Genomic DNA, 18,165 nt, shown 5'->3' on the forward strand with positions numbered 1-18,165 from the left:
AAAACCCTTGGTCTCGATGACAGGCAATGGTTTGACGAATGCTCAGGTCAAATATGCCGATTCGCAATTCGATGAAGTAGCTTTTTCATGCCCTGGACCGGACTGTCGCAAGCCTGAGACGATGAGCCGCCGTTTGGGCCGATGTGTGATGGGGTCGACGCGGCCGGCGCTTGCATTGCTATGTGCGCTGGCACGCACTACGGGGGTTGACGGGGGATTTATGACTCGCTTGAACGTGGGGCAAGCGGCAAGCGGCGCGCATTTTCTTTGTACGAGGTAAGCGATGCGCCCGTTTCGCGCTCGCGCGAGGCGGAGCGCGTTGCTGGAAGCACGCTACGCAGCGCAGTGGGGGTGTACCAAACGATATTGTTTTGCGCGCGGCCGATAAAAAAACTTCGCGCTTCGCGCGCTGTACAGCGCCCCGGATACGCGCGACGTACATTGCGTCCGGCTTAGCTCAGCACTGCTGTGAGAGGCCGCGTGAATCGGCCGGTTTTGATTCCTGCGGCGCTCCTCGTAATTGGGGTCTGCGTATGAGCCGCGGGACCGGCGGGTCGGATCGGTCGCCGGTCCCGCCGTCATCCAGTTTTTATCAATCTGCTTAAGCGGTCAGTGCTGCAGTCCGGGAGAACCCGGAAGCACCGTTGCCGAGTTGCAGGTCGAGGCCGATCAAGGCAACGTAATCGGCACAGGACGCGTAAGCAAATCGACGTAGAGACTGAAGAAACGATTGTTGTCGAACTGCGTGACATAGGTGATCTTTTTGGGTGACGCGCCCGCCGCGGGTTGATCGGGGTAGACCATCACATGCCCCTGATCCTCGCCGCTCGTGGTATCGATATCCAGGTAGGCGCTTTTCGTCTGCGTGGCATAGGTCGGGTCCATGAAGTAAGCGATCGTCAAGGTGTCGAACAGATCGGTGTTGTCGGCGAATGCGCCCGCATTGGCGATGCCGTACGCCTTGGTCACCGCGGTCTGCTTGCTTGGGTTGTTGACGATCTGGTCGTACACGGTCTGGGTGAGCGGCACCGTGTTCGTGACATCGAGCGGAATGACAGCCTGGGGAATCGTGGTTTGAAGCACCGTACGTACGGCAAGCGGATCGAACCACCAGTTCAGTTCGCCCACGGCATTCGCATTGCCCGGTACCGCCATCGCGCCACCCATGTAGACGATCTGCTTGATCAGCGGCACGATCTCCGGCGCTTTCATGATCGCCGTGGCGAGATTGGTAGGCGGCCCGACCTCAAGAATGGTGACCTGATTCGGATAGCGTTTGATGGTCTGGATCATGAAATCCGCGGCGTTTTGTGCCTGCAGTTTCGTCGACACCGCGAAGCCGTCCGGCGGTGCAACAAGCTGGGACTGCTGGGTCGGTTCCGGGCGGCTCCACGCGCCGAAATAACCTTGCGGATTGGCGGCCTGCTGCGCGCGAATACTCGCCACATCGTATTGCAATGGATAGTCCGCCCCGCCGTAGACACCCACCACGTTCTGCACGCCCATGCGCTCCACGGCCTTCAGCGCATCCGATTCTTCCTGGATTAACCAGTCGTTACCGGTCACGACGGTCAACCCCAGCAGGTTGACCTTGCCCTGCCCCATCAACTGCGTGGTCATGGCGAACAACTGACCGTCGTCGCCCATTGTGTTGAAGTCTGAATCGATGATGATCTTCGGCGCCGTGGCAAGCGGATCGGTGGTCGATACGCCTCCGCCACATGCGCCGAGGATCAGCGTCATCATGAGGATACCTACGTATTGTGATTTCATGTCTCGTCCATTTAGTCTAGTAGAGATCGCGATCAAACCAGGAGACACCATCCGGAGAGGGTGCCGGTCATTCAACGTCAAGCTACCCAGAGTTGCAGGCCGGACTGCCTCATGTCACAACAGGCATCCGTTTCAGGCTGCGCTATCCACTTCCGCGCGAGTCGGGATCGACGGCTGCGCGCCGGCACGCGTGACGGAAATCGAAGCCGCGCGTTGTGCGAGGCTGATCGCGCCTTCCAGCGGCTGGCGGCCGGCGAGTTGTGCGGCAAAAACACCGATAAACGTGTCGCCGGCCGCGGTCGTATCGACGGCCCGCACCTGCGGTGCGGGAAAATGCATGCCTTCGCCGCCTTCCGGCAACAGATAAGCCCCTTGCGCACCGAGCGTGACGATCACGTTACTGGCGCCGCCGCGTTGCAGCTCCAGTGCCGCCCGTCTGGCGCCGCTTTGCGATTCGACCGGCAAGCCGGCCAGGATCGCGGCCTCGACCTCGTTCGGCACGAGGTAATCGATTAGCGGCAGCCATTCCGCGGGCAGCGGGCCGGTTGCCGGCGCCGGGTTCAGCACGGTGACCTTGCCCAGGCGCCGGGCAAGAGCGAGTGTTGCGTGAACGGAATCCCAAGGCGTTTCCAGCTGGCAAACCACGACGTCGCTGGCCTTGATCGCCGCTTCGTGGCGGGCGACGCTCTCCGGCGTGAGTTCGCCGTTACTGCCAGCGACCACGACGATTGTGTTCTGCCCGTCGTCCGATACCGTCACCATCGCAACACCGGTGGGTTGCGCCGGATCGACCTCGATACCCGCGCAGTCGATACCCTCCGCTTCCAGATCCTGGACCCGCTGGGCGCCGTTCGCATCCTTCCCCACGCGTCCGATCATTGCTACACGCGCGCCGATGCGAGCAGCCGCCACCGCCTGATTGCCACCCTTGCCGCCGGCCACCTGCGAGAACTCATGTCCGCCGATCGTCTCGCCGGGCCGCGGCAAATGCGGTGCACGGGCGACCAGGTCGGTATTGATGCTGCCCACCACGAGCACGCGGCCCTGTTTCGCTTCCTTCGACACTTTCATTCTCCTGCTGACCATCCACGTGTGGTCACTAATGGTCAATTTATGCGGCGCGACGCCGGCTTCTATACGTATCCAGCACGACGGCCACGACAATGACGGCCCCCGTGATAATGCGTTTGGTCGGCTCGGTCGCGCCGATCTGGGCGAGACCCGCGGCCAGCACCGAGATGATCAACACGCCAAAGAAGGTGCTGATCACCGAGCCTCGGCCGCCCATCAAGCTCGTCCCGCCGATCACGACGGCCGCGATCACCTGCAATTCGATGCCCGAACCGGCATTCGGATCGGCAGCCTCGAGCCGCGAAATCTGGAACAGGGACGCCATGCCGGCTAACAGGCCCATCATCGCGAATACGGCAATCTTGTAGGGCCGCGGGTTGACGCCCGCGAGGCGCACCGCCTCCTCGTTCGTGCCGATGCCGACCAGATAGCGGCCGAACACCGTGCGGGTCAGCACCAACTGCGCGGCGATCATCACGACGATGGCAATCAGGAACGCGGGAGAAATGCCGAACGCAATCGGGTTGGACAGGAAATCGAACGCATCGCCAATGTAGGCCGTGCGAGAGTTGGTGAGCTGATACGCGAGACCGCGGGCCGCCTCGAGCACGCCGAGCGACACGATGAATGACGGAATCCGCCAGGCCACGGTAATCGCGCCGGTCACGCAGCCCGTCAGGGCCGCGCCCGCCATGCCGAGCAAGGCGGCGGGCAGCGCCGGCCAGTGCCACTGCAAGGCTGCGACGCTCGTGAGCGCCGCGCCGAGCGCCAGCACGGAGCCGACCGACAGATCGATGCCGGCGATGATGAGCACAAAGGTCATGCCGATCGACATCACGACCAGATCGGGAATCTGGTTCGCAATCGTGCTGAAGGTGTCGTAGCTCAGGAAGTGCGAACTCAGCAGCGAGAACAGGACGATCATCCCGAGTAGCGCGCCGAGCAGGCCGAGGTAGTTCGAGAAACCCAGGCGCGTGCCAATCGGCTTCGCGTCTTTGGGTGGTTCGTTCTGCAACGTGGGCAGGCTGGTTGGTGAGGTCATACTTCAATACTCCACAGATTTTGTGCCGGGCGCCGGTGCGGCGGGGGCTTTCGCATCAGGTTCGATCGGATCGTGCAGCAGCGCGTCGCGTTTCGTGTAACCCGCGAACGCCGCTGCGAGCAGCGCGTCCTGGGTCCAGCTGCCACGCTCGAACATGCCCGTCATCCGCCCTGCCGACATCACCCCGATCCGGTCGCAAATCGACATCAACTCGCGCAGATCGCTCGACACCACCACCAACGCGCGGCCTTCCCGCGCGAGCGCGCCCATCAAGGCATAGATATCGAACTTCGCCCCGACGTCGATGCCGCGTGTCGGTTCGTCGAACAGCAGCACCGTGCAATCGCGCGCGAGCCAGCGGCCGATCACCACCTTTTGCTGGTTGCCGCCGGAGAGCTCGGACACCGGTTGCGAGGGCCCCGCGCTGCGGATGCTCATCGCGTCGATCTGTTTGCGCGCCAGCGCCGCCTCACGACGGCCGTCCACCACGCCGTTCTTCGACACCGCGCGCAGATGGCCGAGCGAGATATTGGCGGCGATAGGCTGCGTCAGCAGGAGGCCCTCTCCTTTGCGGTCCTCCGTAATCAGCGCGATGCCGTTCTTCACCGCGTCCGATGGCGATGAAACCTTCACGAGTTCGAGCGGCCCGCCGCCATGCGCGATCGACACCGCACCGGCATCCGCCCGATCGGCCCCGTAGATGAGTCGCATCAATTCCGTGCGGCCCGCGCCGATCAAACCGCTGATGCCGAAAATCTCGCCGGCCTTCACTTCAAAAGATACATCGCGCACGACCGGTTCGCGGGCCATGCCTGCCACCTTGAGCGCCACGTCGCCGATGCGCCGCTCGCCGAGGTCGATCCGCTCGCCGATATCGCGCCCAACCATCAGCGTCACGAGACGGTCAGCCGAGAGATTCGCCATCTCGTCAACATGCACCAGCCGCCCATCGCGCAGCACCGCGGCGCGCCGCGCAATACGCTTCAATTCTTCCAGTCTGTGCGAGATGTACACCAGCGCCACGCCACGCGCCTTGAGCCGTTCGACCTGCTCGAACAGCAGGTCCACCTCGCGGGCGGTTAGCATCGCGGTGGGTTCGTCGAGGATCAGCACGCGGCAATCGCCGATCAGATTGCGCGCGATTTCGACCATCTGCTGATGCCCGATGCCCAGCGTGCCCACCAGCGTGTCAGGGTGGATCGCGTCGAGCCCGACTTGCGCCATGGCATGCCGGGCGTCCTCGCGCAGCTTGGCGCGGTCGATCCAGCCGAACATGCCGCGCTGCGGCAAGCGGTTCAGAAACAGGTTCTCCGCCACCGTGAGGGTTGGCAGCAGGTTCAGCTCCTGCATGACCATGCGCACGCCGAGCGCCTCGGCGTCCTTGCGGCTGGCCGGCGTATAAGCCGCGCCGCCGAGCGTCATCGAACCGGTAGTCGGTGTGACGAGACCGCCGATGATCTTGGACAAGGTGCTCTTGCCCGCGCCGTTTTCGCCGGTCAGTGCGAGCACCTCGCCCGCGTACAGTTCCAGCGAGATATCGGCGAGCACGGGTCCGGCGTAGGTCTTGCCGATCTCGTGAACACTCAGCACGGGCGGGGTATCGGCAACGGATAGGATGGGAGTGGACATCGCATTGATAAAGCCAGACAAAGATCAGGCAACGTGGCCCGCAACCAGCACGGACCACACGTTGTGCCAGTCTTACTTGGTGACCAGATCGACAGGCGTTTCGACCACGCCCGACAATTCCGACTGCTTCTTGTGTTCGGAGATGGCCTTCAAAGCCGTATCAATACCGAACACGGCCTGTTTGGCGGCGTACTGATTGGCGGTGGCGAGAACGCGGCCGTCGGCGAGCATCGGCTTGATCGCGTCGATGTCGTCGTAGCCTACCACCTGCACCTTGCCGGCCTTGCCTGCCGCGCGCACGGCCGAGACCGCGCCGATTGCCATGTTGTCATTGCCGCACAACAGCGCCTTGACGTCCGGGTTGGCATTGAGAATCTGGCTCGCTACGGCGTTGCCCTTGTCGATTTCCCACTCACCCGATTGCAGCGAGACGACCTTCATGCCGCCCGTCGCCATGGCCTGCTTGAAGCCGGCCGTGCGTTGCTGCGCGTTGGTGGTGGTCGAGACGCCTTCAATAATGGCGACGTTGTCGCCCGACTTCAGATGTTTGGCCAGGTAGTCGCCTACCTTCAGCGCGCCCTTCGCGTTATCCGGGCCGACGAACGGGATGTTCAGGTCTTTCGACTTGAGCACGCCCGGATCCAGCTGGTTATCGATGTTGACCACGATAATGCCGGCGTCGACCGCTTTCTTGAGAACCGGCACAAGCGCCTTGGAATCGGCCGGTGCGATCACGAGCGCGTCGACCTTGGACACGATCATCTGCTCGACAATGCGAATCTGGTTAGCCGTATCCGTTTCGTCCTTGATGCCGTTCGTGACGAGATCGAACTTCGTGGGATTCTGTTTCTGATAGTTTTTCGCGCCGGTTTCCATGGTCAGGAAAAACTCGTTCGCCAGCGACTTCATCACCAGTGCGACTTTCGGCTTGTGAGCGGCCTGAGCAAACGCTGCGGGCATCGGCAGGATCGACGCTGCGAGGAAGGCTGCGCTGGCTACGATGACGCGACGCCGCGCCGGTTGGAAATGACGAATCATTGATGTCTCCGTATCGCTCGTTCGGTCTACGTACTGATAGCCGTTGAGTCGCGTGATGGGTTGGGATGCCACACCTGCCGCCGGCCACCGTGGAAACCCTCGGGTTTCTTTGCCAGATGCTGGGACGAGTATGGCCAAGTCCAATGCTATCCTCGCGATCCACGTTATGCTATGCCTAATTTTAAAATCGAGCGTTTCAAAAATGGAACACGTGGACTGGGACGACCTGCGGATTCTGGTGGCAATCGCGCGCGGCGGGACCATGCGAGCCGCCGCCGTGGCATGCGATCTGAGCGCGCCGACCCTGTCGCGCCGCCTGAGCGAGCTTGAACGGCGGCTGGGCGAGCCGCTCATCGACCGGGTGCCGTCGGGCTGTACGGTGACGGCATTCGGCGCGCGCGTGCTGGCCTGCGCCGAGCAGATGGAAGATCTCGCCCACCAGATCGAGCGCGCGGCGGACGTGACCGGCGGCGCAGGCGCTCACGGCACGGTGCGGATCAACGCCGTGGAATGGCCGTCTTACATCTTGCTTAAGTTGCTCGGCTCGTTCCAGGAGCGGCTGCCCGGCCTCGCTATCGAGGTGCTGACCTCGCGACGGCCGTATAGCCTTGCCCGCCGCGAAGCAGACATAGCACTATGGTCCGAATGCCCGGACGAGGGCGATCTGTATGTCCGGCGAATCGGCAGGATCCGCTTCGGGCTGTTCGGTTCGCGCGACTACTATCTGCGCCACAAGGCGGCGATCACGAGGAAGGAATGGGACAAGCTGTCGTTCGTCGGTTATGACGACCGGCAGCCCGATCACCCGGCCACGCAATGGCTGAAAACCCTGCCGGGCGCCCCTGCGCCTTCGCTTCGAAGCAGCTACGGCATGGGCGTATTCGACGGCGTGCTGGGCGGCTCCGGGCTTGGCGTGCTCGCCCAGCTCGCGGGTGACACGACGAGCGATCTCGTCTGCATCGAGAAGCACATCAAGGCGCTCGACCAGGACGTATGGATGGTGCTGCATCCCGCCCTGCGCGATAGTGAGCGTATCCGGACGGTGGCCAACCTCATTGCCGAGATCTTCCGTTAAGCCGGGGCGGGGGCCATGGCCCCGGCGCTCACGATGTTGCGGCAGCCTCGCCGGGCATCGGCAAAAAACCTACGCTGACATTGCGAGGCAACCCGAACCTGCTGGTTGTCAGCCATGGATACGCGGATCGATTCGGGGAAATCGTAAGGGTTCGCGCGCTTCCCAGGTGCTGCAAAACTCGACGTTAAAAAAAATGGAATAAGCCGCCACTCGATGTGTTTGCCTCTACGTAGACGACAACAGGCACACGGTCAACGAGCACAAGCGGAACTACTTCCGTGCAGATCCAGCGGCACATGGATCATGTAGGCAAACAGGTCAAGACGTAGTTTTCTATCACACCGATAGTTAGATCCAATCATTATCAATTAGGTATCCAGAATGAAACGTAATCTTGCAACTACTCTTTCGATGATTCTCCTTGCATCGGTCGGCGCGGTCACCCGGGCATCCGCACAGGACGCCCAGCCGCAGAATATCCCGGTCCGCAATATCGTGCTCGTACACGGCGCATGGGTGGACGGATCAGGCTGGAAGCCGGTTTATGACCGGCTGACCAAAGACGGCTATCACGTCACGATCGTGCAGGAGCCGCTGAGCTCGCTCGAAGACGACGTCGCCGCAACCAAACGCGTCCTCGACCAGCAGAACGGCCCGACGATCCTCGTGGCTCACAGTTATGGCGGCTCGGTCATCACCGAGGCCGGTGTGCATCCGAACGTCGTCGGGTTGGTGTATGTGGCCGCGCACGCGCCGGCCGTCGGCGAAGATGAAAGCACGCTCGGCAAAGGCATGCCGAGCTACACGTCGAAGCAGCCGGGCGCCATCATGAAAACCGGCGACGGCTACACGTACCTGAACCCCGCGGATTTCCCGGCGGATTTCGCCGCCGATCTGCCGCTCAAGGAAGCCCAGTTCGAATCGCACGCGCAAATCCTGACCGCCGCGAAAGTCTTTTCGACGCCGATGACAGTCGCCGCATGGACCAGCAAGCCGAGTTGGGGCATCGTCGCAGCCGATGACAAAATCATCAATCCCGACCTCGAACGCTGGTACTACGCGCGCGCCCATAGTCACACGACCGTACTCGCCGGCGCGAGCCACTCGGTCTACGAATCGCGTCCGAAAGAAGTCGCTGCTGTGATCGAGGACGCGGCGAAGCATGCCCAGTTGTAAGCGGATCGACGCGTCCGCTTATATCAGGACCAACGGCTTTGAACGTTAAGTCCACAGGAAGATTGATGTGAACACCTGCACGCTCGCCGATGACCTTGTGACATGCGGGTCATGGGCGGCTGCGGGCAAACCGTTCGTCAAAATCGCGCGCCAGCATCCCGACTGAAATTTCGCCGAAGCGTGCAAGCAGCGCAGCTTCAGCCTCTCGAACCGTTTCCGACAGACCGGCGTTGACGGCTTGCTCGACGAGACACTCCGGGTGATCGTCCGTCAGCAATTCGGAAAAAATCGGCGGCTCACCGACTGCCCGATAAACGTCCAATAACGTTAGTTCATCCAGGTTGATCGACACAACCCAACCGCCCCCGTGCCCTTTTTCCGACTGTACGTAGCCCTGATCTCTTAGCCCTGCCAGCATTCGCCGCACCACAACGGGATGGGTGCGAAGCATCTGCGCGATCGTTTCAGACGTTAGCGGACCGTCATGCCGATCCATGTGAATCAGGACATGCAGCATCCGCGACAGGCGGCTATCCGTTCTCATTTATCGCCTCGTGTTCAAGCCGCATTGTGGACAAGTCCACTCATGCAACATTAAGAGTTGCATGAAGTATAACACCGCCCTATCATGCAACTCGTGATGTTTCATGAAACTGCCGGCGTCGGTTTGGCAATGGTCGATAAGCGTGGGCGCCGGCGTGATACAGGAGAGAGGGAATGCATACGCAGCATGATGTGATTGTCGTGGGCGGTAGCTTTGCTGGCTTGTCGGCCGCCATGCAGCTGGCGCGCGCCAGACGGAAAGTTCTCGTGGTGGACGCTGGATTTCCGCGCAACCGATTTGCCTCGCACGCTCACGGATTCTTCGGCCAGGATGGCAAGCCGCCTGCGGAGATCATTCGCGAAGCCGCTTTACAGCTTGCGGCCTATCCGACGATTCAATGGGTCAAAGGCGAGGCTGTCGGCGCTCGACGGACCGACAATGCTTTCTCTGTCGCGCTTTCGGACGGCCGGACTGAACTCGCTTCCCGGCTCATTCTCGCTACGGGCGTGCGCGACGAGTTGCCATCCATACATGGATTGCAGGAACGTTGGGGCACGACGGCATTGCACTGCCCTTATTGTCACGGGTATGAAGTTCGGGATCGCCGTCTCGGCGTGTTGGGCAATCACGCGCTGTCCGTTCATCAGGCGCTTCTGATTCCCGAATGGGGTCCCACAACGTATTTCACTCAGGGGATCTTCGAACCCGGCGCGGAGCAGATTGCACAACTGGCCGCACGCAATGTTCGCATCGAGCGCTCACCCGTGACGGAACTACTCGGTCCAGCGCCGCAACTCGAGGGGCTCAGGCTCGCCGATGGCCGCGTTGTCGAAATCGACGCGTTGTTCGTCGCACCCAGAACGCACATGAACAGCACTCTCGCGGAGCAACTCGGGTGTGCATTCGACGAAGGCCCGCTTGGCGCCGTCATCAAGGTCGATGACTTGAAGCAGACGACGGTCGAGGGCGTTTATGCCGCAGGCGACATTGCCAACAAGATGACCAACGCGACGTTTGCGTCGGCGGCCGGCGTAATGGCCGGCGTCGGTGTGCATCATTCGCTGGCGATGCCAAAGCACGACTAAGCACGATCGCGGCACGCACCCCGTGCCAAATCACTACGGCGGCCCGAATCCGGGCCCCACTCCCGCGTCAAACACCCTCCTCAAGTCCCCCGAGCCGCTCGCAGCGCCTCCCATCTGGTTGTCATTTTTGTTTTTAAATGTAATGATATAACATTCCGAACGACAGAACGACGGCAAGGATCCCGCTTGACTTGGGATCGGTAAGCGCACGCCCTGTCATCCCGATCGCACTCAAGAAGAACGTCAACAAGACGGAACCGCATCCATCCAGTGGTCAACCTCAAATAAACCAAGATGAAAAACCGCACGCGCGTCTCCCACGCAGCCCTGCTGCTATTCGCAATCGCTGCTCACGCCCATGCCGCGCCCGACGAAGGCTCCGTGACGGGCGCGGTCACTGATGCCGCGGGCAAGCCCGCCCGCAACGCCACCGTCAGCGTTCAGAACGCGAGCGGCGCCGCAGTCAATGAGGCGAAGACGGACGCAGAAGGTCATTTTGCAATCGGCCATGTGACACCGGGCACTTATGCGATCGTTGTTACGGCACCGGGATTCGCGAGCGGCAACAGCATAGCGACCACGACGGCGGGTGCGGAAAGCGCGGTGAGTGTCAAACTCACTCAAAGCGACACACTCGATGTTCAGGTGAACGCCAGGCGCCTCGATCGAGCCCGCAACGGACTGTTGCCGGAGACAGGCAGTAGCGTGTACCGCTTCAGCCAGGCCGATATCAATGCACTACCCGCGGGGCAAGATACGCCGCTGAACCAGGTGCTACTCCAGGCGCCCGGCGTGGCAAGCGACTCGTACGGCCAGTTGCACGTGCGCGGAGACCACGCGAACCTGCAATACCGCATCAACGGCATCATCATTCCCGAGCCGATCAGTGGTTTCGGTCAGGCACTCGACACCCGGATCATCGACCAGGTGAACCTGCTCACTGGCGCGTTACCGGCGCAATACGGCTATCGCACCGCAGGCGTGGTGGACATCCGCACGAAGACGGGTGATGCAGGCAACGGTGGCTCCATCGACGTGTTCGGCGGCAGCCATCAGACCATCAAGACCAGCGCGGATGTCTTCGGCACTCAGGGACCGTTCAGCTACTACTTCAGCGGCTCGGTCGGTATGAACAACCTCGGGATCGAGAATCCCACCGCCAGTGCCAACGCGATTCACGATCACACCCGCCAGGGCGACGCGTTCGGCTACATGTCGTACATCATCAACCCGCTCACGCGCGTGAGCGTGATGTTCGGCACGACGAGCAATCAGTTCGAGATTCCCAACACACCCGGCCTGCCGACCAACTTCACGCTCAACGGCAACAACACGTTCAATTCGAGCCAACTGAACGAAACGCAATCGGAGTTGAACAACTTCGCCGTAGTGGCGCTTCAGGGCACCAATGGCGGCGCACTGGACTACCAGGTCGCTCTCTTTACGCGCTATACGCGCACGCAATTCAATCCCGATCCGGTCGGCGATCTGCTCTTTAACGGCGTGGCGTCGCAGGATTTTCACAGCAACTCGGCCAATGGCGCGCAAGTGGACACGACCTGGCGACTGAACGACAAGCATACGATCCGCGCGGGCATCTTCTTCCAGCAGGAACATGCGGTGTTCGACGACAGCGTCAACGTATTCGCGACAGACAGCAACGGCAATCAGCTATCCGATCAACCCTTCAATATTCAGGACTCCAGCAGCAAGACCGGTTATCTGTACAGCGCCTACGTGCAGGACGAATGGAAAATCACGGACAAGCTCACGCTGAACTATGGTCTTCGCTACGACAAGATGGACGAGTACGTCAGCGCAAGCCAGCTTAGTCCTCGTGTTGGCCTCGTCTATACGCTGACGCCGACCACGACCTTCCACGCCGGTTACTCGCGCTATTTCACGCCGCCCGCGTTCGAGTTGGTGTCCGGCTCGACCATCAGCCGCTTCAACGGCACGACCAACCAGAGTCCGTCGAGTCAGAACGACCAGGTTCAACCGGAACGCAGCCATTATTTCGATCTCGGTGTGACTCAGCGTCTCGGGTCGAATGTGACGGTCGGGCTCGACGCTTACTACAAGAAATCGACGAACCTGCTCGATGAAGGCCAGTTCGGCTCCGCACTCATCTTCACCCCGTTCAACTACAGGGAGGGACGCGTGTATGGGGTCGAGTTCACGGCCAATTACAAACAGGACAACGCATCTGCGTACGTGAATCTCGCGTGGAGCCGTGCACAGGGAACACAGATCGATTCGGCCCAGTTCAATTTCGACCCGGCTGAACTCGCCTATATCAACAATCACTGGGTCTATCTGGATCACGACCAGCGCATCACCGCCTCATTTGGCGGAACCTACGATTTCGGCAGAACAACTTTCACTTTCGATGGGCTGGTGGGAAGCGGTTTGCGTAGCGGCTTTGCGAACACCGACCGGTTGCCGCTCTATGCGCAAGTCAACCTCGGCGTGATACAGCACTTCAACCAGCCGCTCATCGGAAAATTCGATGCACGCCTGCTCGTGATCAACGCGTTCAATCGCGTCTACGAGTTGCGCGACGGATCGGGTATCGGCGTCGGCGCACCGCAATATGGCCCACATTTCGCCGTCTACGCGGGCATCACCAAGCATTTCTAATTCCGTCAGGCTACGAAGAGGTAGGTCATGCAAGATTGGGCAAGCGTTCTAGCGGCGGTACGCGTAGGCGGATGGGTTATCTATCCGCTGACGATACTCGCCATTCTGGCGGTCGCAATCGCCCTCGATCGCATCTATGTGTTTCTGCGCTTTGGCCGGTTACCGGGCGCGCTGCGTGGCACAGACGAAATCGCTGCGCCCGGCTCGGCGCTTGACTGGGCCGGCAGATTAAAGGATGCCTCCAGTCAGAACGCGTTCAGGCGTATGAGCGCGCCGTGGGCGCCCGATCCTTCCGTACCGCTGTGGCTGCGCGAGGCCAAGGCGCAATCGGTTGCCTCGCAAATCGAACGTGACATGAGCAAAGGTTTCTGGGTGCTGGAGACCATCGTCACGGCAGCGCCTTTGCTGGGGTTGCTGGGCACCATCGTCGGCATGATGCATTCGTTCCAGTTGTTCGGCGGCGATGGTCTCGTCGATCCGGGGGGCGTGACCGGCGGTGTGGCGCAATCATTGGTGGCAACCGCGATCGGCCTGGTGGTCGCATTGTTCGCGCTCTTTGCGTTCAACTATTTCTCCCGCCGGCTTGAACGCCTCATGGATGAGCTCGAATCGTTCGCGAATGCACGGCTCGGCGAAATCCGTCTTGCCGCCCCGTCTGCGGGAGCGCAGCCGTGAGGTTCAGACGCTCACGCGCGGCGAAGCGCGGTCGCATCGAAATCATTCCGATGATCGACGTAATGTTCTTTCTGCTGGCGACCTTCATGCTCGCGTCGCTCGCAATGCAGCGGCTCGACGCGCTCAAGGTTAAGCTCCCAGCCGGCCGCGCGCAACAGATGACAGCCCATGAGCCACTGACGATCTCGGTGGACAGCAGCAATGAGGTATTCGTGAATCGTCAGGCGGTTCGGCTCGATCAGATCGAGCCGACGGTAAAGCGTCTGCTGCAACCGGACGGCAATGTTGTAATCGCCGCTGACGACGCAGCGGGCCACGGCGTGGTCGTTCAGGCGATGCTGGCCGCGCGCCGCGCCGGCGCTGAGCGGTTTCTGATCGCAGTGCATCGTGAATAGCCGGATGCGCTTCGCGGTCGCTGTGGACGATTCTCCGCAAATACGGATTACGCTAGCGGTGCTGGTCGCGCTCATCGTATGGATCGTCTTCCTGTTTCAGTTGGGGCATTGGTTGGGTCCATCGGCGTCTGCACATGCCCCTGCCAGGCCACTCGAGATGCAGCTGGTGGAGCTCGATCCTCCGAAGGCGCCGGTTGCGGCTCCTTCCGTGGCTCTGGTTACGCACGCCACGCCCGCGCCGATCACTCCGGCAAAGCCACGACAACCGGCCGATCCGCGCCCTCACGTCTCAACCCCGGCACACGCGACGCCAGGTGTGCCCTCGAAATCGGATATGCGATCGGTGCAAAGCGTTGCACAGGCTCAATCGGCCCCCGTAACGGAGGAACAGAAGCAGCCAGCCGAGCCGCCTGCGCGCGCTGCTGCACCTGCAGAAGAAAGCGCAAACGCCGGATCATCCGGCGATGCCGCGGCGCACGCCATTTCCCAACCGTTGCCGGAACTCCCCGACGACCTGCGCGAGCAGGCGTATCAAACCGTCGCGACGGCCCGTTTCGCAATTCACGTCGACGGCTCGGTCCAGGTTGATCTCATCAAGCCGACATCCAACCCGCGGCTCAACCAGATCCTCCTTGAAACGCTGCGTAAATGGCGATTCTTTCCGGCAATGCAGGCCGGACATCCGGTGGAAAGCCGGCAGGATATCCGGGTGCATTTCAATGTGAACTAGCGAGTGTCACCCGAGCTTCCAGGCCGTAGCAAGGCATCCGCAACGATAGAGCGAATGTGTTTCCGTAACGTTCGTTTCACCCCTTCGTCGCCCCAAACGTCAACCCGGCCACAAAATGCTTCTGCATCGCAAAGAACATCGCGACCGAAGGCAACGCGGCAAGAATCGACCCGGCGGACACCAGATTCCAGGCGGTGGTCCACTGTCCCTTCAAAGCCGCGACGCCTACGGTAATCGGCGCGGCATCGTCGCCTTGCGTCAGACACAGCGCCCAGAAGTAGTCATTCCACACGAACGTAAACACAAGAATCGCCAGAGCCGCAAGCGCGGGACGAATCAGAGGCAATACGATCCTGAAGAACACCGTCCATTCATTGGCGCCTTCGATCCGCGCCGCTTCGACCAGTTCAAACGGCAGTTGCTTAATGAAATTGCGCAAAAATAGCGCACAAAATCCCGTCTGAAACGACACGTGGAACAGAATCAACGCGCCCACCGTATTGAATAAGCCGAGTTGCAACGACAGATCCCGCACCGGAATCATCAACACCTGCACCGGGACAAAATTGCCCGCGACAAAGGTCGCAAACAAAGCCGAATTGCCGCGAAACCGATAGATGGCCAGCGCGAATCCCGCCATCGCCGCGAGTGCAATCGAGCCGACCACGGCGGGCACCGTAATCAATACGCTGTTCCAGAAGTAATGCAGCATCGGCGAGGTCGTCAACGCCTCGCGATAGTTATCGAACATCGCGAAATGCTTTGGCCAGCCCCAATAATTGCCCTCGCTCAGTTCCTCCGTCGAACGCACCGAGGTCACGAGAACGGCGATCATTGGCAACAGCCAGATCAGCAGCGCAAGCGGCAACGTCAGTTTGTACACACGGCGCGTAGCCGGCTTCCATTTGTCGATCGGGATTGGAAACATGATCGGCTCCTTATTGCTCGGTGCGCAGCATGCGGCGCAAGTGATAAACGATGTACACGAGCATGATCCCGAACAGCACGACCGCCACCGCCGCGGAATAGCCGACGCGGTAATACTTGATCGCCTGGTCATACATGTAATACGCGAGCACGGTGGAACTTTCAAACGGGCCGCCGCCAGTCATCACCGAAATCAGATCGAAGCTGCGCAACGCGCCGATCACCGTGACAACGATCGCCATGAATGTGGTGGGCCGCAATTGCGGCAGGATCACGTGCCACAACATCGACCAGCCACGCGCGCCCTCCATCCGCGCAGCCTCGATCTGTTCGGCGTTCAGCGAGGTCAGACCAGTCAAATAGAGGATCATGCAATACGCGGTTTGCGGCCACAGTGCCGCAAACACGATGCCGAGGGTAGCGTAGCGGGGGTCCCCGAGCACCGGCACGCCGTGCCCGAGAATCACCGCGAGCAACCCAAAGGTCGGGTCGTAGAACCATGAAAATATCAAACCGACCACCACGCCCGATAAAACGAATGGCGCGAAAAACAATGATTTGACGATGCGAATACCGGCCACCGCCTGGTTCAGATAGAGGGCGACGGCGAGCCCCATCGGCGGGGCAAGCAGAAACAGCAGCAGCCAGATGAGGTTGTTCTTCAGTGCGGTGTAAAACGTCTGCGTATGGAACAACTCAACGTAATTTGCGAGACCGACGAAAGACGGGTCGGTCATCCCGTCCCAGTTGAAAAAGCTCAGGTGGATGGTCGAGATGATCGGCCACACGACGTAGATCGCCACCATCACGCAGGCCGGTGCGAGAAACAGAAAGGCGGCTCGGCGCTGCCGGCGCGCGGTCGGTGATGGACGGCGCCGGCGTGCCACACGCGGTGACCCACCGCGCAATGCTCCACCCGAAGCCGGTCCTCCCGGTGCAGGAAAGCCAGAACCACCGGGGTCGGCAGGGCCGCCAACAGTGTGACGGGTGACGGAGTGCGACACGATCATTCTCCCGATCGAAGATAGCGAGTTGACGCTTAAGCGGGCGGCCCATCAACGGGCCGCCGTTGCTCACTTCTTGTAGATCCGCTTGCGCGTCTGCTCGAGTTGCGCGAGCACGTCGTCAAGCTTTGAAGGATCGGAGACGAATTGCTGCATCCCCTTCATTCCTTCGTCGGCCATTTCCTTGGTCATGTCGCGATCGTAGAACTGCGCAATACCGCCCTTCGTGTTCGAGAGAATCTGGAAGCCGATCTTCGAGATGGGATCCTCAGGCTCAGGCGATTTGCTGTTCGCCGACAGCGAGCCGAGCCCAACCGCCAGCTTCGCGCCATTTTCCGGCGTCTCGACGAACGCGAGGAACGCATGCGCATCCGCCTTGTTCTTCGCCTTAGACGGAATATGCAGCGATTCGACCGGGCCATCTTCGGCGGTCGGCACGTTCGCGTCGATGATCGGGAACTGGAAGTAACCCATTTCCGGTTTCACGTTCGGCGGAAAGCCCGCGGAAATGAAGGTGCCCATCAGCATCATCGCGGCCTTGCCCTGGAACAGGAACGGCTGTACCGAATCCAGATCGTAGGAGAGCGAGTTGTCGATGAAATAGCCGGCGTCGATCAGTTGCTTCCACGTCGTGTAGACCTTCTTCACACGCGGATCGGTGTACGCGATGTCGCCCGCCATCAGTTTCTGATGGAACGCGTTGCCATTCAGGCGCAGGTCGAGGTAATCGAACCAGCCGGCCAGCGTCCATGAATCACGGCCTGCCACGGCAATCGGCGTAATGCCGGCTGCTTTCAGCTTCTTGCAGTCGTCGAGAAACTGGTCCCACGTTTTCGGTTCGCCGGTAATGCCGACCTTCTGGAACAGGTCCTTGCGATAGAACATGCCCCACGAGTAATACACGGTCGGCGCGGCGTACTGCTTGCCCTTATACGACGACGCTTCCTTCGTCGACGCATACATGTCGTTCCAGCCGTTCTTCGCCCAGTCGCCGCTCAGATCGTCGAACAGGCCGCGCTGCGCGTAATACGCCATCCGCTCGCCGTCATGCCAGTTGACGATATCGGGCGCGACCGTGGAGAGCCAACCGGGCAACTGCACCTTGTACGCTTCTTCATCGACGAACGACACCTTCACGTCGGTACCGGGATGCGTTTTCTTGAAGTCGTCGATGATCGACTGCCAGACGGCGCGTTGACTTGCGCCCTTGAACGCGATGTTGACCGCGAGCGTGCCGGCCTGCGCCGTGCTGACAACGGATGTGCCTGTGGCCGCCGCGGCAAGCGCGAGTGCCAGCAGAATCCTGCGAGGTTTCAGTGCCATATTGCCGTCTCCTTTATTCCTTGATTTTGCGTCGTTGT

The 18,165-nt window shown here is 60.8% G+C and carries 16 protein-coding genes; 7 read left to right on the top strand and 9 right to left on the bottom strand.

Features of this window, described 5'->3' with window-relative positions; all coding sequences use genetic code 11:
* Positions 1-669 precede the first annotated feature (669 nt).
* The 5 genes from ACUN0E_RS16255 to ACUN0E_RS16275 form a co-directional block, all read right to left on the bottom strand.
* The gene (locus ACUN0E_RS16255; protein ID WP_445567247.1) at positions 670-1,773 is read right to left on the bottom strand and encodes a nucleoside hydrolase; all 1,104 of its coding nucleotides are present in this window, start codon (positions 1,771-1,773) and stop codon (positions 670-672) included.
* 132 nt (positions 1,774-1,905) lie between these two features.
* Positions 1,906-2,844, bottom strand: coding sequence for a ribokinase (rbsK, locus tag ACUN0E_RS16260; protein WP_408229721.1), 939 nt, complete (start codon positions 2,842-2,844; stop codon positions 1,906-1,908).
* A 40-nt stretch (positions 2,845-2,884) separates the two neighbouring features.
* Positions 2,885-3,886, bottom strand: coding sequence for an ABC transporter permease (locus ACUN0E_RS16265; RefSeq protein ID WP_408229718.1), 1,002 nt, complete (start codon positions 3,884-3,886; stop codon positions 2,885-2,887).
* A gap of 3 nt (positions 3,887-3,889) precedes the next feature.
* Positions 3,890-5,515 (bottom strand): sugar ABC transporter ATP-binding protein, encoded by a 1,626-nt coding sequence (locus tag ACUN0E_RS16270; RefSeq protein ID WP_445567248.1) that lies wholly within the window; start codon positions 5,513-5,515, stop codon positions 3,890-3,892.
* 72 nt (positions 5,516-5,587) lie between these two features.
* Positions 5,588-6,553: a sugar ABC transporter substrate-binding protein gene (locus ACUN0E_RS16275; protein WP_408229712.1), complete on the bottom strand. Its 966-nt coding sequence runs from the start codon at positions 6,551-6,553 to the stop codon at positions 5,588-5,590.
* 130 nt (positions 6,554-6,683) lie between these two features.
* Here ACUN0E_RS16275 and ACUN0E_RS16280 point away from each other — a divergent pair, with 130 nt between their 5' ends.
* On the top strand, positions 6,684-7,628 hold the full coding sequence (locus tag ACUN0E_RS16280; RefSeq protein ID WP_408335249.1) for a LysR family transcriptional regulator: 945 nt from the start codon (positions 6,684-6,686) through the stop codon (positions 7,626-7,628).
* A 381-nt stretch (positions 7,629-8,009) separates the two neighbouring features.
* Positions 8,010-8,804: an alpha/beta hydrolase gene (locus ACUN0E_RS16285; protein WP_445567249.1), complete on the top strand. Its 795-nt coding sequence runs from the start codon at positions 8,010-8,012 to the stop codon at positions 8,802-8,804.
* A gap of 109 nt (positions 8,805-8,913) precedes the next feature.
* On the opposite strand, the gene ACUN0E_RS16290 is transcribed toward ACUN0E_RS16285, so the two are convergent.
* Positions 8,914-9,348 (bottom strand): Rrf2 family transcriptional regulator, encoded by a 435-nt coding sequence (locus tag ACUN0E_RS16290; RefSeq protein WP_408229703.1) that lies wholly within the window; start codon positions 9,346-9,348, stop codon positions 8,914-8,916.
* A 173-nt stretch (positions 9,349-9,521) separates the two neighbouring features.
* On the opposite strand from ACUN0E_RS16290, the gene ACUN0E_RS16295 reads away from it, so the two are divergent.
* From ACUN0E_RS16295 to ACUN0E_RS16315, 5 genes are all read left to right on the top strand, one after another.
* A complete protein-coding gene (locus tag ACUN0E_RS16295) occupies positions 9,522-10,433 on the top strand; it encodes an NAD(P)/FAD-dependent oxidoreductase (protein WP_445567250.1) in 912 nt (303 codons plus the stop codon).
* A 294-nt stretch (positions 10,434-10,727) separates the two neighbouring features.
* Positions 10,728-13,073, top strand: a complete 2,346-nt coding sequence (locus ACUN0E_RS16300) for a TonB-dependent receptor (RefSeq protein WP_445567251.1) — start codon at positions 10,728-10,730, stop codon at positions 13,071-13,073.
* Between the two features lie 27 nt (positions 13,074-13,100).
* Positions 13,101-13,748, top strand: coding sequence for a MotA/TolQ/ExbB proton channel family protein (locus ACUN0E_RS16305; RefSeq protein ID WP_408508889.1), 648 nt, complete (start codon positions 13,101-13,103; stop codon positions 13,746-13,748).
* Positions 13,745-14,143: an ExbD/TolR family protein gene (locus ACUN0E_RS16310; protein WP_445567252.1), complete on the top strand. Its 399-nt coding sequence runs from the start codon at positions 13,745-13,747 to the stop codon at positions 14,141-14,143. The genes ACUN0E_RS16305 and ACUN0E_RS16310 overlap by 4 nt, the downstream gene beginning before the upstream one ends.
* Positions 14,136-14,873, top strand: a complete 738-nt coding sequence (locus tag ACUN0E_RS16315) for an energy transducer TonB (RefSeq protein WP_445567253.1) — start codon at positions 14,136-14,138, stop codon at positions 14,871-14,873. Before ACUN0E_RS16310 ends, ACUN0E_RS16315 begins: the two co-directional genes overlap by 8 nt.
* A 76-nt stretch (positions 14,874-14,949) precedes the next feature.
* Here the strand turns inward: ACUN0E_RS16315 and ACUN0E_RS16320 are convergent, their stop codons facing one another.
* From ACUN0E_RS16320 to ACUN0E_RS16330, 3 genes are all read right to left on the bottom strand, one after another.
* Positions 14,950-15,801 carry a carbohydrate ABC transporter permease gene (locus ACUN0E_RS16320; RefSeq protein ID WP_408335231.1) on the bottom strand — a complete coding sequence of 284 codons (852 nt, stop codon included), beginning with the start codon at positions 15,799-15,801 and terminating at the stop codon, positions 14,950-14,952.
* Between the two features lie 10 nt (positions 15,802-15,811).
* Positions 15,812-16,810, bottom strand: a complete 999-nt coding sequence (locus tag ACUN0E_RS16325) for a carbohydrate ABC transporter permease (RefSeq protein WP_445567254.1) — start codon at positions 16,808-16,810, stop codon at positions 15,812-15,814.
* Positions 16,811-16,873: 63 nt separating this feature from the next.
* A complete protein-coding gene (locus tag ACUN0E_RS16330; RefSeq protein ID WP_445567255.1) occupies positions 16,874-18,127 on the bottom strand; it encodes an ABC transporter substrate-binding protein in 1,254 nt (417 codons plus the stop codon).
* Between the last annotated feature and the right edge of the window lie 38 nt (positions 18,128-18,165).

This window comes from Paraburkholderia sp. D1E (assembly GCF_052682275.1).

Excerpts from the sequence above, each read along its gene's own strand:
- ACUN0E_RS16255 (WP_445567247.1), bottom strand. The coding sequence starts at position 1,773 with ATGAAATCACAATACGTAGGTATCCTCATGATGACGCTGATCCTCGGC.
- rbsK (WP_408229721.1), bottom strand. The coding sequence starts at position 2,844 with ATGAAAGTGTCGAAGGAAGCGAAACAGGGCCGCGTGCTCGTGGTGGGC.
- ACUN0E_RS16265 (WP_408229718.1), bottom strand. The coding sequence starts at position 3,886 with ATGACCTCACCAACCAGCCTGCCCACGTTGCAGAACGAACCACCCAAA.
- ACUN0E_RS16270 (WP_445567248.1), bottom strand. The coding sequence starts at position 5,515 with ATGTCCACTCCCATCCTATCCGTTGCCGATACCCCGCCCGTGCTGAGT.
- ACUN0E_RS16275 (WP_408229712.1), bottom strand. The coding sequence starts at position 6,553 with ATGATTCGTCATTTCCAACCGGCGCGGCGTCGCGTCATCGTAGCCAGC.
- ACUN0E_RS16280 (WP_408335249.1), top strand. The coding sequence starts at position 6,684 with ATGGCCAAGTCCAATGCTATCCTCGCGATCCACGTTATGCTATGCCTA.
- ACUN0E_RS16285 (WP_445567249.1), top strand. The coding sequence starts at position 8,010 with ATGAAACGTAATCTTGCAACTACTCTTTCGATGATTCTCCTTGCATCG.
- ACUN0E_RS16290 (WP_408229703.1), bottom strand. The coding sequence starts at position 9,348 with ATGAGAACGGATAGCCGCCTGTCGCGGATGCTGCATGTCCTGATTCAC.
- ACUN0E_RS16295 (WP_445567250.1), top strand. The coding sequence starts at position 9,522 with ATGCATACGCAGCATGATGTGATTGTCGTGGGCGGTAGCTTTGCTGGC.
- ACUN0E_RS16300 (WP_445567251.1), top strand. The coding sequence starts at position 10,728 with ATGAAAAACCGCACGCGCGTCTCCCACGCAGCCCTGCTGCTATTCGCA.
- ACUN0E_RS16305 (WP_408508889.1), top strand. The coding sequence starts at position 13,101 with ATGCAAGATTGGGCAAGCGTTCTAGCGGCGGTACGCGTAGGCGGATGG.
- ACUN0E_RS16320 (WP_408335231.1), bottom strand. The coding sequence starts at position 15,801 with ATGTTTCCAATCCCGATCGACAAATGGAAGCCGGCTACGCGCCGTGTG.
- ACUN0E_RS16325 (WP_445567254.1), bottom strand. The coding sequence starts at position 16,810 with ATGATCGTGTCGCACTCCGTCACCCGTCACACTGTTGGCGGCCCTGCC.
- ACUN0E_RS16330 (WP_445567255.1), bottom strand. The coding sequence starts at position 18,127 with ATGGCACTGAAACCTCGCAGGATTCTGCTGGCACTCGCGCTTGCCGCG.